This window comes from Streptomyces sp. IBSNAI002 (assembly GCF_052244475.1).
Taxonomy (GTDB): domain Bacteria; phylum Actinomycetota; class Actinomycetes; order Streptomycetales; family Streptomycetaceae; genus Streptomyces.
In genome coordinates this window covers 4,816,296-4,830,661 of the sequence record NZ_JBQPXG010000002.1, presented here as the reverse complement: position 1 = coordinate 4,830,661, position 14,366 = coordinate 4,816,296, and the positions used below count along the sequence as shown (strand labels likewise).

Sequence of the window (14,366 nt, the reverse complement as noted above, 5' to 3'; positions counted from 1 at the left end):
ACCTCACCGCGCGGCGATCACCACCGTCGCGTACAGCTCCTCCGAGGTGGCCACGCGGGTCGTCAGCCCCGCCGAGGCCAGGGCCGAAGCGGTCACCGGGCACTGGCGGGCACTCGTCTCGATCAGCAGCCGGCCGCCCGGGGCCAGCCAGTGCGGGGCGTCCGCCGCGACCCGGCGGTGGACGTCGAGGCCGTCCGCACCGCCGTCCAGGGAGACCCGGGGCTCGTGGTCCCGGGCCTCGGAGGGCATGAGGCCGATCTCCTCCGTCGGCACGTACGGGGCGTTGACCACCAGCACGTCCACCCGCCCCCGCAGCGAAGCCGGGAGCGCGGCGTACAGGTCGCCCTCCCACACGCTGCCCCCGTACGGGGCCACGTTGCGCCGCGCGTAGGCCAGCGCGGCCGGGTCGATGTCGGCCGCGTGCAGCTCCACCCCGCCCGGCACCCGCGCCGCGACCGCCGCGCCCAGGGCCCCGACCCCGCAGCACAGGTCCAGCACCACGGCGCCGGGCCGGGCCGAGGCCACGGCCCGTGCCACCAGGAACTCGCTGCGCCTGCGCGGCACGAAGGCCCCCGCGCCCACCGCCACGCGCAGCCCGCAGAACTCCGCCCAGCCCACCACGTGTTCCAGCGGTTCGCCGCCGACCCGGCGGGCCAGCAGCTCCGCCAGGTGGCCGTCGTCGCGCGCGGCGGCGCGCAGCAGGTCCGCCTCCTCCTCCGCGAAGACGCAGCCGGCCGCACGCAGTTGTTCCACCAGGGTCGTCAATGCCTCGGTCCTCGGTTAGCGGGTAGCGGGTAGCGGGTAACGGTTGTCTCGCAGACGCCCGACGCTCTAGAACACGTCCGGGCACCACGGCCGGCGTGCCGTGCGGAACACCGCGTCGGCCAGCGCCAGCCTGCCAGGCCGCAGTTCGGCCACCCGCCCCAGGGCGCCCAGCCGCAGCGCGGACTCGTCGCCGAGGTACAGGGAACCCAGCGCGGACACGTCCAGCCGCAGGTCCGCCGCCTCCTCGGTGCGCTCGCACGTGCCGCTGCCCGCGTCCAGCCGGTAGCGGCCGTCCGCGAGCCCCGCCGCGTCCGCGACCTCGAGCACGAGGACCCCGGGCACGGCGTACGTCCGCGCGCCCAGCGCCCGTACGACGTCCAGCAGCCGCACCCACAGGAAGTCCGCCGAGGTCAGCGGCCGGGCCGAGCGCGGGTCGGGCAGGAACTGCGTGACCAGGTCGTCGGGGGCCCGGCCGCCGGTGCGGACCTTCAGCACCCAGTCGATGGAGCACAGGAAGTGCCACAGCGCCCGCTCGGCCTCCGGCGTGACCGCGATCAGGTCCTTGACCTGCACGGTGTTCAACGGAACCTTCGCGTCCGTCCAGTGGTCGTCGGCGGTGTAGACGGCCAGCCCGGCCACCTCGCCCGCCGCCGTCCGGTACACGGCGTGGAACTTGTCCTTGTACGGACGGTACGACATCTCCTCCAGGCCGGTCGCCAGCCGCCACCAGCGCTCGTCCCGGTTCACCGCGCCGTGCGTGGCCGCGCGCAGCCGCTCGTGCAGCGCCGGCCCCACCTCCCGGACCTCGTCCACGTCCACCAGGTCGATCCTCCCGCCGTCCGCGGGCCCCGACCAGCGCGGGTCCAGTCCGGTGCGCGGTACGTCGATCTCCCATTCCGCGATCGAGGCCGCGGGCCCGTAGCCGTACCGGCCGTAGATCGGGTACTCGGCGGCGATCAGCGTGGACAGCACGTCGCCGCGCGCGCGGGCGGCGGCCAGCTCGGCGGCCATCATCCGGGTCAGCAGGCCCTGGCGGCGGTGCGTGGGCAGCACGGCGACGTTCGAGACCGCGCTGGACGGGACGGCGGCCCCGCCCGGGACGGTCAGCCGCTGGTCGAAGGAGCGGAAGGTCGCCACGCAGCGGCCGGTCACGGCGTCGAAGGCACCCAGGAGCCGGGCGAGGTCGCTGTACTTGGCCCGCAGCGCGACGTCCGACTCCGTCACCCGCGTCGGCGTCAGGAACCCGGTGTTCAGGGTCCGCAGCCACTCGGCGAGTCCGGACGCGGCGATCGGCCGCACATCAGCAGTCATGACAGGCCACGCTAGTTGGCCGGCCGGCCCGCGTCGCCCGGATTTCCGGCGGCCCCGCGCGGGTGCCAGGGTCTGCCTCAGGCCAGCAGGTCGTCCACCTGCGCCTCGCCCTCCCGGTACCGGCGGGTGATCTCCGCACTGCAGTCGTCCACCGTGCGCTGGAGCTGCTGCCGGCGGCGCGAGACCTGCTGCTCGTAGCGCACCAGCTTGCCCATCCCGTCGTACAACTCGCCGTCCGTGCGCGCGGCCAGGTCCGAGAGCTCGACGTCGGCCAGCATCTCCGCCGCCAGCAGCCGGTACTCCTCGCTGTGCGGGGTGCCGAGCGTGACGTGCCGGGCCGAGGCGCTGCGGCTGGACGGTGCGTCGGCGAGGATCTCGGAGAGCCGGTCCACCACCGGCGCCTCCGTGTCCGTACGCCGGGCCAGCTCGGCCCGCAGGATGTCGATGCGGCCCTGGAGCAGGCGGCGCACGTAGCTCAGGTCGGCCTCGTCGCGCTGGGCGTCGCGGCGCAGCGTCCGCAGCTCCGGCAGCCCGAGGGCGCTGGTCGGGGCGCCACCCGTGGCCGGGGCCGTGGCCGGGCTGTCGGCGGTGCGCTGCGCGGGCGGTCGTACCGCGGCGGCGACGGCGGGCACCGGCGACGTGGCCCCGGGTGATGCAGGTACGGAGGTACCAGAAGTATTCATACGAACGGATCCGTCCCCTCGGCCGGTGCGGCGCACCCGCACCGCCTGCGTGCATGGTGCCACTCTCCGTGGCCCGGACGCAGTGCTACTCCACCCGATCGGCCCCGGACGGGTGCAAGCCTGGTACACAGGTGGTATGCGAGCTGTGGTGCAGAGGGTGGACGGCGCGAGCGTCGTCGTGGGCGGCGAGACCGTGGGCGAGATCGTCGGCGAGGGGCTGTGCGTGCTGGTGGGGGTGACCCACGACGACACTCCGGAGAAGGCGGCGGTGCTCGCCCGCAAGCTGTGGTCGGTGCGGATCCTGGAAGCGGAGAAGTCCTGCAGCGACGTGGACGCGCCACTGCTGGTGATCTCCCAGTTCACGCTGTACGGAGACGCCCGCAAGGGACGCCGTCCCACCTGGAACGCGGCCGCGCCCGGACCGGTGGCCGAGCCGCTGGTCGACGAGGTCGTGGCACAGCTGCGGGCGCTGGGCGCGACGGTGGCGACGGGCCGGTTCGGTGCGGACATGCGTGTCTCGCTGACCAACCACGGCCCGTTCACCATCGTCATCGACGTCTAGGCGCGCGCGTACGCCGGCGCCGGGCCCGGTGGGACCCGGGGCCCCGGTCCGGTCAGGGCGCTACGACGACCTCCTGCGCGGCGGCCGTGTCCCCGGCCAGCAGCGACGCGTCCAGCGGAACGTTCCGCTTGACCAGCGCGAGGGCGATCGGGCCCAGCTCGTGGTGGCGTACGGCCGTGGTCACGAAGCCCAGCTGCCGGCCCTCGGCGCCGTCGGCGGCGAGCCGGACGGGTGCGCCGTGCGGCGGGAGCAGCACGTCGGAGCCGTCCAGGTGCAGGAAGACCAGGCGGCGCGGTGGCTTCCCCAGGTTGTGGACGCGGGCCACCGTCTCCTGGCCGCGGTAGCAGCCCTTCTGGAGGTGGACGGCGGTGCCGATCCAGCCGAGCTCGTGCGGGATGGTGCGGTGGTCGGTCTCCAGGCCGAGCCGGGGCCGGTGCCCCTCGACGCGCAGGGCCTCGTAGGCGAGGAGTCCGGCGGCGGGGCCGTGGCCGGCCGCGAAGGCCTCCAGGCCGTCGCGCGGCAGGAAGACGTCCCGGCCGTACGCGGTCTCCCGTACGGCGTGCTCCTTGGCGACCTCGGCGATGGAGCCGGCGGGCAGGTGCACCACCGCGAACTCCTCGGTGCGGTCGGCGACTTCGACGCGGTAGAAGAACTTCATCGACTCCAGGTAGGCGATCAGCTCCCCCTGGGTGCCGGGCTCCACGTGCGCCCACGTGGTCTCGCCGTCGTCGACGAGGTAGAGCGCGTGCTCGATGTGGCCGTTGGCGGAGAGGATCAGCGCCTCGGTGGCCTGCCCGGCCGGCAGCTCGGTGAGGTGCTGGGTGAGCAGCAGGTGCAGCCAGCTCAGCCGCTCCGGCCCGGTGACGGTGACGACTCCGCGGTGCGAGAGGTCGACGAAGCCGCGGCCGTCCGCGAGGGCGCGCTGTTCGCCGTACAGCTCGCCGTAGTGGGCGGCGACGCCCTCGTCGCGGCCTTCGGCCTGCACGGCGCCGGGGAGATGGAGCAAGGGGCTGCTGGTCATGGGACCAAGCGTACGACTCGGCTACGCGTGCCCGGCACGGTGTTTCGCGGCACAGTCCTTGCACAGCCCGAAGATCGCGAAGTGCTTCATGTCGGTCTCGAACCCGAAGGTCGCACGGAGCTTGGCGGTGAACTCGGAGGCGATGTCGACATCCGCCTCGATGACCTCGCCGCAGTCGCGACAGACCAGGTGGATGTGGTGGTGCCGGTCGGCGAGGTGGTAGGTGGGCGCACCGTGGCCGAGGTGGGCGTGCGAGACGAGCTTCAGCTCCTCCAGCAGCTCCAGCGTGCGGTAGACGGTGGAGATGTTGACGCCGGAGGCGGTCTTGCGGACCTCGGCGAGGATCGCGTCCGGGCTCGCGTGCTCCAGGGTGTCGACCGCTTCCAGTACGAGCTGGCGCTGCGGTGTCAGCCGGTACCCGCGCCGCCGCAGGTCGGTCTTCCAGTCGACGTCTTCGGCGCGTCCGGTGCTGTCGGCGCTCTCGGTGCTCACCACCCGGCCAGTGTAAGCGCGGGAAGGGGACCGCGGGTCTTGCCCGCGGTCCCCTTCCCGTCAGCCGGGCGTCGGCGCGTCACGCGTCACGCGTCACGCCTCAGCGGAAGAAGGCGATGCCGTCGTCCGGCATGTCCGGGAGGTTGCGCGCCATCTCGGCGACCTCCTCGGGGGTGACGACCTTCTTCAGCTGGGCCGACATGTACGGGCGCAGCTCCACCTCGGGAGTGGCCTTCTCGCCGACCCACATCAGGTCGCTCTTCACGTAGCCGTAGAGCCGCTTGCCGCCGCTGTACGGGCCGGAGGCAGCGGTGCGCGCGACGGCGTCGGTGACCAGGTCGATCTGGGGCTTCTGGTCGGCGAGGTCGCCGTACCAGACCTCGACGACACCCTGGTCGCGGACCATGACGACCTCGACCTTGCGGTCCTTGTCGATGCGCCAGTAACCCGACTCGGACTCCAGCGGCCGCACCTTCTTGCCCTCGGCGTCGAGGACCCAGGTGTGGGAGGTGTACTCCAGGAAGTCCCGGCCGTCGTGGCTGAAGACGACCTCCTGGCCGAAGTTGCACTTGTCCTCACCCGGGAAGTCGAAGACTCCCGCGCCCTCCCAGTTGCCGAGGAGGAAGGCGAGGGGGACGAGTCCCGGGTTCAGGTCGGACGGGATCTGGATCATGGATGGCTGCTCAGGCGATCTGTGGGAGGGGTTCCGGGGCGGTCGGCGGAGCCGGAGCTCAGCGCTGGCCCTGGTAGAGCTTCTTGACGGCCAGGACCGTGAAGGCCATGACGCCGACGCAGACCAGGACCAGCAGGGAGGTGAAGACTGCCTCAAGCACGGGGTGCTCCTCGGAGGATTCGGTGCGGTGTACGGGCCGGTCCCCAAGCCTACTGGCCCGGGGACCGGCGCACTCTGCGAGGTCCGCCGGACGGACCTCAGCTCAGCAGCTGGCTCTGGAGGATCACCGTCTGGTGGAAGGGAAGCACCGGCAGCCCGCCCTTGCGGGACTGGATGATCACGCCCTGGACGTCACCCGTCTGCAGGCAGCCGAAGCGGACCTGCTCGTCCCCGAAGGGCTTGGACTCCTCGTAGAGGCTGATGTCGCTGGGGCTGAGGGTGCCCGCCCCGGGGCGGTCGCCGCTCCCGGCGTTGCCGGACTGCTCGTTCTTGGCCTTGCTCCACGACAGGTCGACCGAGAGCGCGTCGGCGCCGGTCAGCCGGGTGTTGATGGCGCAGCCGCGGAAGGTGTCCACGAAGCTGGAGGAGTGGAAGCGCAGCAGGTAGACGCGGGTTCGCGTGCCGTCGGGCATGGTCCAGGACCGGCCCGCGATCTGGCGCAGCCCCTCGTACTCGAAGCCCTCCTTGAGCTTCGCCCGGTCGTCGGCGGCGTACTCCTCCAGGAAGGCGTCCGGCTCCACCTTCCCGTCCTTGTCCGCCTTGACGGTGTCGTCGGGCCGGGACCCCTCGGGGGCGGGGAGCAGGAGGGCGCTCAGGGCGGCGTAGTGCGTGCCGTCCGGGTTGTCCGTGGCGCCGGGCAGCGGGGCTCCGGCCGGCAGCTCGGGCTTGGCCAGCTCCGGGTAGGTCCAGCGGCCGTCGGGCAGTGTGGACAGGCCGGGGATCTCCGTCCGCTCCGGCTGGACGACTCCGTACGCGGTGCCCGCGCCGACGGCGGCGAAGACGAGGACGGCGGCGGTCCACCGAAGGGCGGCGAAGAGCTTCCGGCGGTCCTTGGGCGCGGCCGGCACCGCCTCCTCGGCGGCCGGCTCGGGGGTTGCCTCGGGGGCCTGCTCGGCGACCGGCTCGGGGGCCTGCTCGGCCACGAGGTCCGGTGCCGCGGCGGGGGCGGCGTCGGTGGTGTTCTGCTCGGTCACGCGGACTCCCCGGGGGACTTCAGGTGGTTCAGCTGCCTCGTGAACAGATCGACGGCCGTCTTCACGTCGAACCGGGGCCGGGGACCGTACGAACGGAAGGTCACCAGCACGTCGCCCTCGACGGCGACGCAGTCGAGGGATTCGATCGTCTCGGGCTTCGACGACGCCTCGGGCCGTTCCTCGACGATGTCCAGCAGGACGCACTTGGCCTGCGGGAACCCTTCGACGGCGGGCGCCTCCTTCTTCTTCTCGCCCAGCGCCACGAGGACGTCGAGGAGCTTCTTGTTGAGGTCCGCGAACTTCACGAGTGCCTGCGGGTCCGCCTGCGTGAGCTCGATCTCGATGATCGGGCCGGCGTACGTGAGGGTGTAGCTGCGACCGGCCACGCCCTTGAGCTTCAGCTCGGCCACGGCCTTGTCCCGCTCGGCGCGCTCGGCGGCCGACAGCCCCGTCCGGGAGTCCTTCACGGCCTGGACCGCGCGCTCGCCCGACACGTAGAAGTCGTTGCCCTCGTCCTCCAGGTCGGGGCCCAGCTCGTAGCTGGCGGGGACCGGCAGCAGCTTGCCCGTGAGCTCGTTGGGCGGCACGGTCGGAACCGGGGCCGCCGAGGTGGTCGGCCGGGGGCCGTCCGGTACCCAGTAGCGCGTCGGGGAGGTCCGGTCGGCCTGGTCGATCCGGCCGGCGGCCCAGAAGCCGCCGCCCGCGAGGACGGCCAGGCCGAGCCCGCCCGCGGCCAGGGCCAGCGCCCGGCGGTTCACCCGGCGCGGCGGGCGCGCGGAGACCGCTGCGTCCTGCTGGGCCTCCGGACCGGCCACGGCGTCGTTCTGCTGCTCGGTCACAGCCGCTCCATCTGTCGCTTGGCCAGGTCGGTGATCTCGCCCTGGGAGACGTCACCCCGGTTGTTGGTGAGCTCGACGTCCATGACGATGTCCCCGCGCCGGAGGATGGCCCGGGCCTGGCGCAGCGGGAGGTACCCCGCCTTCGTCTTCTGCTTGTAGAGCCAGGCACGGCCGTAACCGTCGGGGACGCCGGGCAGCGCGAAGCCGTCGTTGCCCGCGCGCTTCTCCTCGTCCTGGTACGAGGACTGGCCCTCCTGGTACTTCTGGGCCGAGTGCTGGTCCTGGAACTGGAGCAGCCGGATCTCGATGAAGTCGTTCTCGCCCTGCCGCCAGCCCGCCGTGGCGATCCGGCGCACGTCCTGGGCGATGGCGTCGAAGCCGCGGTCGGGGGACTCGTAGTAGCTCGCCGCGAACATGTCCAGCGACTCGTAACCGGAGTAGCCGTCCTTCGCGCCCCCCGGGGCCTCCAGCAGCTTCTTGGCGAGGTCCTCCTCCGCCTTGTCCCACCGGTTGCCGTTGACGGAGCGGCGGGTGGTCGCCTCGTTCGGCGCGACGGGCGGCTGCACGGCCACGTTCTGCTGCGCCAGCGGCGGCAGCGGGGTCGGGGCCCGGTGGTACTGGACCGCGTAGCCCGTGATCGTCCCGGCGAGCACGCCGAGCACGGCCGCGCCGGCGATCAGGAGCGTGGTACGTCCCCGGCGGCGCCGCGGGACGAGGGCCGGCGCGGGTTCGGCAACGGGGTCGGGAGCCGCGAGTTCCCCCTCTTTCCGCTGCTCGGGGATGGTGTGTTCGTGTTCCAAGGAAGTCCCCCCACAGGCCTGGAGGCGCGGATTCGGATACCCGCGCGTACCGATGACCCGCCCTGGCGAGGACTGGTTGTACGAACCCTTATTACATTTTTATCTCACGGCGTTTCAATCCTCGTGACGCCGCTTTCCATCCAGTTCGTCCCACCACTCGTCGGACTTCGGATCGCCCGAGGGGTCGTCCCACCAGCGGTCCTCCGGTCCGCGCCGGTTCGCGACCACCGCGGCGACCGGCGGGATGACCATGGCGACCACGCACATCGCCACCGCGGCCTCCACCGACCACAGGCGCACGAAGGCCCAGGCGGAGACGAACAGGACCAGGCATCCGCCCATGAGCAGGAAGTAGACGCGTCGGCGCCGGGCGTACATGCCTCCAGGGTAGGAGCAGACGGCACGAAGGGCCGCACCCCGTTCCAGTGGCGTCCAACCCCCGGGGGTGCGGCCCTTCGGCCGATCAATCAGGCGATCACATGTGCGGTGCTCAGACCGCGATCGCCACGTCCGTCACGCCGCCGGCCTCGGCGACGACGACCTTGCGGTCCGCCGTCCCGCCCGGGACGAGCGCGCGCAGCGTCCAGGAGCCCTCGGCCGCGTAGAAGCGGAACTGGCCGGTCGCCGAGGTCGGGACCTCGGCGGTGAACTCGCCGGTCGAGTCCAGCAGGCGGACGTAGCCGGACACCGGCTCGCCCCCCTTGGTGATCTGGCCCTGGATGGCGGTTTCACCGGGCTTCAGCGTCGCGAGGTCGGGCCCGCCGATCTGTGCTCCACACATGTTCTCTGTCCTGTCCTGGAGAGTGGTTCTGATGACTACGGGCCTACGAGGCCCTGCATGCCCGGCAGGGTTACTTGTTGGCGCCGAGCTCGATCGGCACGCCGACGAGGGAGCCGTACTCGGTCCACGAGCCGTCGTAGTTCTTGACGTTCTTCTGGCCCAGGATCTGGTGGAGCACGAGCCACGTGAGCGCGGAGCGCTCACCGATGCGGCAGTAGGCGATGGTGTCCTTCGACAGGTCGACGCCCTCGGCCTCGTAGAGGGCCTTGAGCTCCTCGTCCGACTTGAAGGTGCCGTCGTCGTTGGCGTTCTTCGACCACGGGATGTTGCGGGCGCTCGGCACGTGGCCGGGACGCTGCGACTGCTCCTGCGGAAGGTGCGCCGGGGCGAGCAGCTTGCCGGAGAACTCGTCGGGAGACCGCACGTCGACCAGGTTCAGGGAGCCGATCGCGGCCACGACGTCGTCGCGGAAGGCGCGGATCGAGGTGTCCTGGGCCTTGGCCTTGTACTCGGTGGCCGGGCGGTTCGGGACGTCCTTGCCGTCGACCAGGTCGCGGGAGTCGAGCTCCCACTTCTTGCGGCCGCCGTCGAGCAGGCGGACGTCCTGGTGGCCGTAGAGCTTGAAGTACCAGAAGGCGTAGGACGCGAACCAGTTGTTGTTGCCGCCGTAGAGGACGACGGTGTCGTCGTTGGAGATGCCCTTGGCGGAGAGGAGCTTCTCGAAGCCCTCCTGGTCCACGAAGTCACGGCGGACCGGGTCCTGGAGGTCGGTCTTCCAGTCGATCCGGACGGCGTTGGTGATGTGGTTCTTGTCGTAGGCGGACGTGTCCTCGTCCACCTCGACGACGACGACGTTGGCGTCGTTCAGGTGGGCCTCGACCCAGTCGGCGTCTACGAGGACGTCGCTGCGGCTCATGGTGTTCTCCTCCGGGGCAGTGTGCGGCGGGGCTGTGCGGGGTGCTGAAGGGTGCTGGCGGTGCTGCGCACCTGCCGGCTGCGGATGGTGGTGCTGCCGACTGGTGCGGGCGTGCGTACGTCCGGGTGCACTCGCGGATCCGGTCCGGTGCGAAGGGGCGCCGGGGGATCAGGAGGCAGGTGCGGTCACGCGGGAAGGGCCGTCGTCCGGCGCTGGTGGAGCGATGCGCTCACACGTCACATGGATCGACAGAGCATGGCGGCGACGCGACACAGGTCTACTGCCCGCCGCTTCGTGAGGTCCGCCTGCTGATGCTTCATAGCCATGGATCGTAGGGACGAAACGGCCGCCCTGTCACCGGTGTGTCATATTCCGAGACAGGATCGTCCGCATTGTGGGATCGAAACGGAGTGAACGGCCGCCGCGCCGCTCACCGGCCCCCTCGTACGGCCCGTCCTTCTGCGGATCGGACCGCACCGTCTCACGATCCGGCCAGCACCACGTCCTCGCCGCCCAGCGTGAGGTGCACACCGGCCTCGTCCGAGGTCAGGGCCGACAGGTGCAGACCGGCGGGCAGCCCGCCGTCGAGGTCGCGCTCGAAGTCGGTCTTCTTGCGGACCAGCTTCTCGACCCCGGGGATCCCCTCGCCCGGCACCTCGTCGGCGCGCACCCGGACGATCTTGCCGCCCTTGCCGTCCTTCGCGTCCTCGAGGGTGATGGTCGACACCACACTGCGCGTCAGCGACTTGCCGAGGACGTCCACCGCCGCGGTCACCCGCACCTTGTTGGGCGCCCCGCCGTAGGACAGGGCCGCACCGGTCTGCGAGGCGGCGGTCAGGTCGGCGTAGGTGATGAGGCCGGTGCCCTCGGCCCGCTCGGCGGTGCCGCCGCTGTAGTCCCCGTTCAGCTTCACACCGCGGAAGGTGGCGTCGAGCTCGCTGAGCCGCGTCTTGCGGCCCTCGGCGGCCAGGTCGACGCCCCGGAGCCGCAGGTCGACCCGGTCCAGGTCGTGGCTCAGCGCCTGGGTCAGGAACGGGAACCCGTCGATCTCCACCTCCGAGGTCCCGGCCAGCCCCTGCCGGGCCTGGATCCGTTCGGCCAGCCGGTTCTCGGCGTAGCTCACCGCCCACCGGTCGGCCCCCACGAACAGGGCTCCCAGAACCACCCCGATGATCACAATGGCGCGCAGGAAACGCACGTGCCCTCCCCCTACTTGTCGGTACGTGCGCCCTAGTTGACCATGCGCCCGTCAAGCGGGGCTCAGCCCACCACCCGGCCGATCAGGTAGGCGGCGGGAGCCGCGACCGCCAGCGGCAGCGCGACACCGGCCGTCATGTGCACGAACTTCGACGGGTAGTCGTACGCCGCCACGCGCAGCCCGATCAGCGCGCACACCCCGGCCACGAGGCCGACCAGCGCACCGCCGCCCACCCCGGCTCCGGCCAGCGGGCCGACGGCGATGCCCGAACCGGCGGCCGCGGCCAGCGAGACGCCGACGGAGGGCGCGGTCGGCAGCGGCAGGGCGCGGGCGAAGACGGCCACCGCGACGGCGCCGGCTGCGACGGTGACGGCGGCGGTGTCCGCGGCCAGGTAGCCGGCGCAGACGATGGCGAGGGCGGCCGAGGCCACCGAGGCCATCAGGCCGTACATCCGCTCGTCGGGATCGGCGTGACTGCGCAGCTGGAGGACCAGGGTCAGCAGCACCCAGGCTCCGAGGGTGCCGATGATCGCGCCGGGGCCGTACGCCTCGTCCACCGCGAGCACCGCCGCATCGGCGACGAGGGCTCCGGCGAAGGCCAGCGCGATGCCCTGGCGGGCGGGCCACATGCCGTTGAGACGGAACCAGCCGGCCGCGGTGAGCCCCTGGAGGACGATCAGCGGCATGAGCAGGGCGTACTGGCCGACGGCCGCCGCCGCGGCGAGCAGCACTCCGAGGACGGCGGTCAGTATGGCGGGCTGCGGACCCGGGTCGATGACCGGCGACCGGCCCTCGGCACGGGCCTGCGCCGGGTCGACGGCGCGCAGGGTGTTGCCGCCGAGGGTGGGCGGGGAGTACTCCGGCTCCTCACCGGCGGCCGCGGCCTCCGACGGAACGGGCACCACGGGCCGCGCGGGCCGTACGGGCTCCGCCTCCGCCACCGGCGGCAGGTATGCGGTCTGCTCGGCGGCGGGCTCCGCGGCGGCCACGGGCGGCAGGTACGCCGTCTGCTCCGCCGGGGGCTCCGCGGCCTGCGGCGGGAGGTACGCGGGGTTCTCGGCCCAGCCCGCGGCGGGCGCGGGGGCCGCGGCCTCGTCGCGGAACCAGCCCTCGGGCGCGGCCGGCTGCTGCGCGGAGCCGGGGGCGTGGCCGTGGGCGGGGACGGAGTCCGGGCCGGCGTACGGCGGCAGGTACGCGGTCTGCTCGGCGGCCGGGGCCTGCTGCGACCAGTCCTGGGCCGCAGCGGGCGCCTGAACCGGGGCCTCGTCACGGAACCAGCCCTCGGGGGCGGGCGCGGCGGGCGGCGGATGGCCGCCCTGCCCGGCGGCCGGCGCCTCGTCGCGGAACCAGCCCTCGGGTGCGACGGGCTGCCCCGGCACCCCGCCCAGCGGCGGATGCACCGGCTGGTACCCGGTGTCCCAGGTGTCGGACTGCCAGGTCTGGGTCCCGTACGGGTCCTGGTACTGCTGCGGGGGCCCGTCCTGCGGCTGCTGCTGGTTCTGCTGCTGCTCGTACCGCTGCCGCTCGTACTGCTGCTGCTCGTACCGCTGCCGCTCGTACTGCTGCTGTTCGTAGCGCTGCTGTTCCTCAGGCGTGCTCATCGGCTCCCGCTCACCCGCCCGCGAACGGCGGGAGCACCTCGACGGTGCCCCCCTCGGTCAGCAGGACGGCATCGTGCGGGCGCTTGCCCACAGGCTCGTCGTTCACCAGGAAGGAGCAGCGCAGCAGGACCCGGGTCAGTTCCCCGGGGTGGCGTTCCCGCACGGCGTCGAGCGCCTCGGCCAGGGTGCGCGCCGAGTACGGCTCCTCCGCAGTCTTGGCCGCGGCCTTGGCCGCCGCCCAGTAGCGGATGGTTCCGGTTGCCACTGCAGCTCCTATCGTCGGCTCTCTACCGTCGGCCTCCATGATGACGCCTCCGCGCCTCCGCATCGGTGTGCGTGGCGGGAACCACAGAAGTGGACCCGCCGGAGTCCTCGGCCGGGCGAGGGGCCGTGGGCTATTCTGCTGGCGAGAGGATCCGGGCAACGTTGCCCCCGGGTCCTTTTGTGCTTTCAGCACGTTGAACGAACCGAGAACAGTGGTATCCATCCGGGCCTCAGGGCGCGGGGCCCGCATGGAGACCGGCAGAGTCACCGCGTCACCGTACGAAGCAGTACCGCGCATGTCCTCGACGGGACCGAGGAGGAACCGACGTGATGGACCAGCGATCCGTGCAGAACCGCCAGACCCGGGCAGGTGGTCGGGCATGAGCTCCCTTCTGCTGCTGACCAACGCCCTGCAGCCGTCGACCGAGGTGCTGCCCGCCCTCGGCCTGCTGCTGCACAACGTCAGGGTGGCCCCCGCCGAGGGCCCGGCGCTCGTGGACACCCCGGGCGCCGACGTCATCCTCGTGGACGGCCGCCGCGACCTGCCGCAGGTGCGCTCCCTGTGCCAGCTGCTCCGCTCCACCGGTCCGGGCTGTCCGCTGATCCTGGTCGTCACCGAGGGCGGCCTCGCGGCCGTCACCGCCGACTGGGGCATCGACGACGTGCTCCTGGACACCGCCGGCCCGGCCGAGGTCGAGGCACGGCTGCGGCTGGCCACCGGCCGCCAGCAGCTGGGCTCGGACGACTCCCCGATGGAGATCCGCAACGGCGACCTGTCCGTGGACGAGGCGACGTACTCGGCGAAGCTGAAGGGCCGGGTCCTGGACCTCACCTTCAAGGAGTTCGAGCTGCTCAAGTACCTCGCGCAGCACCCGGGCCGGGTCTTCACGCGCGCCCAGCTGCTCCAGGAGGTCTGGGGCTACGACTACTTCGGCGGCACCCGGACGGTCGACGTCCACGTACGGCGGCTGCGCGCGAAGCTCGGCCCCGAGCACGAGTCGCTGATCGGTACGGTCCGCAACGTCGGCTACCGCTTCGTCACGCCGGAGAAGGTCGAGCGGGCGGCGGCCGAGGCCGCGGCCCAGGCGGCGGCGAAGGTGGCCGCCCAGGCGGCACAGGCGGCCCAGGCCACCGCGTAGACAGGGGCTCGGGCCACGGCGCAGACCGGGGCTCGGGCCGCCCGCGTGGACAGGGCTCGGGCCGGTGCGCGCGGGCGTCACCCGGTCGGCCGAAGATCCTGTGAGCATCCACTCCGCAGGACGCCCTG

General features: G+C 72.5%; 18 protein-coding genes. 2 read left to right on the top strand and 16 right to left on the bottom strand.

What is annotated here, in order from left to right:
* Positions 1 to 3 precede the first annotated feature (3 nt).
* From ACTVZO_RS23420 to ACTVZO_RS23410, 3 genes are all read right to left on the bottom strand, one after another.
* Entirely contained in the window at positions 4 to 765 is a 762-nt protein-coding gene (locus ACTVZO_RS23420) for a putative protein N(5)-glutamine methyltransferase (RefSeq protein ID WP_443300249.1), read from the bottom strand.
* Positions 766 to 831: 66 nt separating this feature from the next.
* Positions 832 to 2,076 carry a GNAT family N-acetyltransferase gene (locus ACTVZO_RS23415; RefSeq protein WP_443300248.1) on the bottom strand — a complete coding sequence of 415 codons (1,245 nt, stop codon included), beginning with the start codon at positions 2,074 to 2,076 and terminating at the stop codon, positions 832 to 834.
* A 77-nt stretch (positions 2,077 to 2,153) separates the two neighbouring features.
* Positions 2,154 to 2,759 carry an RsiG family protein gene (locus tag ACTVZO_RS23410; protein WP_443300247.1) on the bottom strand — a complete coding sequence of 202 codons (606 nt, stop codon included), beginning with the start codon at positions 2,757 to 2,759 and terminating at the stop codon, positions 2,154 to 2,156.
* A gap of 136 nt (positions 2,760 to 2,895) precedes the next feature.
* Here ACTVZO_RS23410 and dtd point away from each other — a divergent pair, with 136 nt between their 5' ends.
* Entirely contained in the window at positions 2,896 to 3,321 is a 426-nt protein-coding gene (gene dtd, locus ACTVZO_RS23405) for a D-aminoacyl-tRNA deacylase (protein WP_443300246.1), read from the top strand.
* A 52-nt stretch (positions 3,322 to 3,373) separates the two neighbouring features.
* Here the strand turns inward: dtd and ygfZ are convergent, their stop codons facing one another.
* The 13 genes from ygfZ to ACTVZO_RS23340 form a co-directional block, all read right to left on the bottom strand.
* Positions 3,374 to 4,342, bottom strand: a complete 969-nt coding sequence (gene ygfZ / locus ACTVZO_RS23400; RefSeq protein ID WP_443300245.1) for a CAF17-like 4Fe-4S cluster assembly/insertion protein YgfZ — start codon at positions 4,340 to 4,342, stop codon at positions 3,374 to 3,376.
* Between the two features lie 21 nt (positions 4,343 to 4,363).
* Positions 4,364 to 4,837: a Fur family transcriptional regulator gene (locus ACTVZO_RS23395; protein WP_443300244.1), complete on the bottom strand. Its 474-nt coding sequence runs from the start codon at positions 4,835 to 4,837 to the stop codon at positions 4,364 to 4,366.
* A gap of 97 nt (positions 4,838 to 4,934) precedes the next feature.
* Positions 4,935 to 5,507: an FABP family protein gene (locus ACTVZO_RS23390; RefSeq protein ID WP_384218519.1), complete on the bottom strand. Its 573-nt coding sequence runs from the start codon at positions 5,505 to 5,507 to the stop codon at positions 4,935 to 4,937.
* 257 nt (positions 5,508 to 5,764) lie between these two features.
* Positions 5,765 to 6,700, bottom strand: coding sequence for a hypothetical protein (locus ACTVZO_RS23385; RefSeq protein WP_443300243.1), 936 nt, complete (start codon positions 6,698 to 6,700; stop codon positions 5,765 to 5,767).
* Positions 6,697 to 7,539, bottom strand: a complete 843-nt coding sequence (locus ACTVZO_RS23380) for a hypothetical protein (RefSeq protein WP_443300242.1) — start codon at positions 7,537 to 7,539, stop codon at positions 6,697 to 6,699. The genes ACTVZO_RS23385 and ACTVZO_RS23380 overlap by 4 nt, the downstream gene beginning before the upstream one ends.
* The gene (locus ACTVZO_RS23375) at positions 7,536 to 8,339 is read right to left on the bottom strand and encodes a hypothetical protein (RefSeq protein ID WP_443300241.1); all 804 of its coding nucleotides are present in this window, start codon (positions 8,337 to 8,339) and stop codon (positions 7,536 to 7,538) included. The genes ACTVZO_RS23380 and ACTVZO_RS23375 overlap by 4 nt, the downstream gene beginning before the upstream one ends.
* 114 nt (positions 8,340 to 8,453) lie before the next feature.
* On the bottom strand, positions 8,454 to 8,717 hold the full coding sequence (locus tag ACTVZO_RS23370) for a DUF3099 domain-containing protein (RefSeq protein ID WP_443300240.1): 264 nt from the start codon (positions 8,715 to 8,717) through the stop codon (positions 8,454 to 8,456).
* 112 nt (positions 8,718 to 8,829) lie between these two features.
* On the bottom strand, positions 8,830 to 9,120 hold the full coding sequence (locus ACTVZO_RS23365) for a DUF1416 domain-containing protein (RefSeq protein WP_361759364.1): 291 nt from the start codon (positions 9,118 to 9,120) through the stop codon (positions 8,830 to 8,832).
* A gap of 70 nt (positions 9,121 to 9,190) precedes the next feature.
* Positions 9,191 to 10,036, bottom strand: coding sequence for a sulfurtransferase (locus ACTVZO_RS23360; protein ID WP_443300239.1), 846 nt, complete (start codon positions 10,034 to 10,036; stop codon positions 9,191 to 9,193).
* 236 nt (positions 10,037 to 10,272) lie between these two features.
* On the bottom strand, positions 10,273 to 10,356 hold the full coding sequence (locus ACTVZO_RS23355; protein WP_350206375.1) for a putative leader peptide: 84 nt from the start codon (positions 10,354 to 10,356) through the stop codon (positions 10,273 to 10,275).
* A 161-nt stretch (positions 10,357 to 10,517) separates the two neighbouring features.
* The gene (locus ACTVZO_RS23350; RefSeq protein WP_443300238.1) at positions 10,518 to 11,234 is read right to left on the bottom strand and encodes an LmeA family phospholipid-binding protein; all 717 of its coding nucleotides are present in this window, start codon (positions 11,232 to 11,234) and stop codon (positions 10,518 to 10,520) included.
* 62 nt (positions 11,235 to 11,296) lie between these two features.
* Positions 11,297 to 12,835 (bottom strand): hypothetical protein, encoded by a 1,539-nt coding sequence (locus ACTVZO_RS23345; RefSeq protein ID WP_443300237.1) that lies wholly within the window; start codon positions 12,833 to 12,835, stop codon positions 11,297 to 11,299.
* A 10-nt stretch (positions 12,836 to 12,845) separates the two neighbouring features.
* Positions 12,846 to 13,100 (bottom strand): MoaD/ThiS family protein, encoded by a 255-nt coding sequence (locus ACTVZO_RS23340; protein WP_030718384.1) that lies wholly within the window; start codon positions 13,098 to 13,100, stop codon positions 12,846 to 12,848.
* Between the two features lie 379 nt (positions 13,101 to 13,479).
* On the opposite strand from ACTVZO_RS23340, the gene ACTVZO_RS23335 reads away from it, so the two are divergent.
* Positions 13,480 to 14,238: a response regulator transcription factor gene (locus ACTVZO_RS23335; protein ID WP_443300236.1), complete on the top strand. Its 759-nt coding sequence runs from the start codon at positions 13,480 to 13,482 to the stop codon at positions 14,236 to 14,238.
* The last annotated feature ends 128 nt before the right edge of the window (positions 14,239 to 14,366 follow it).

Bases quoted from the DNA above. Each gene is read 5' to 3' on its own strand.
- ACTVZO_RS23410 (WP_443300247.1), bottom strand. From the start codon at position 2,759: ATGAATACTTCTGGTACCTCCGTACCTGCATCACCCGGGGCCACGTCG.
- ACTVZO_RS23370 (WP_443300240.1), bottom strand. From the start codon at position 8,717: ATGTACGCCCGGCGCCGACGCGTCTACTTCCTGCTCATGGGCGGATGC.
- ACTVZO_RS23415 (WP_443300248.1), bottom strand. From the start codon at position 2,076: ATGACTGCTGATGTGCGGCCGATCGCCGCGTCCGGACTCGCCGAGTGG.
- ACTVZO_RS23335 (WP_443300236.1), top strand. From the start codon at position 13,480: ATGAGCTCCCTTCTGCTGCTGACCAACGCCCTGCAGCCGTCGACCGAG.
- ygfZ (WP_443300245.1), bottom strand. From the start codon at position 4,342: ATGACCAGCAGCCCCTTGCTCCATCTCCCCGGCGCCGTGCAGGCCGAA.
- ACTVZO_RS23355 (WP_350206375.1), bottom strand. From the start codon at position 10,356: ATGAAGCATCAGCAGGCGGACCTCACGAAGCGGCGGGCAGTAGACCTG.
- ACTVZO_RS23345 (WP_443300237.1), bottom strand. From the start codon at position 12,835: ATGAGCACGCCTGAGGAACAGCAGCGCTACGAACAGCAGCAGTACGAG.
- ACTVZO_RS23390 (WP_384218519.1), bottom strand. From the start codon at position 5,507: ATGATCCAGATCCCGTCCGACCTGAACCCGGGACTCGTCCCCCTCGCC.
- dtd (WP_443300246.1), top strand. From the start codon at position 2,896: ATGCGAGCTGTGGTGCAGAGGGTGGACGGCGCGAGCGTCGTCGTGGGC.
- ACTVZO_RS23360 (WP_443300239.1), bottom strand. From the start codon at position 10,036: ATGAGCCGCAGCGACGTCCTCGTAGACGCCGACTGGGTCGAGGCCCAC.
- ACTVZO_RS23365 (WP_361759364.1), bottom strand. From the start codon at position 9,120: ATGTGTGGAGCACAGATCGGCGGGCCCGACCTCGCGACGCTGAAGCCC.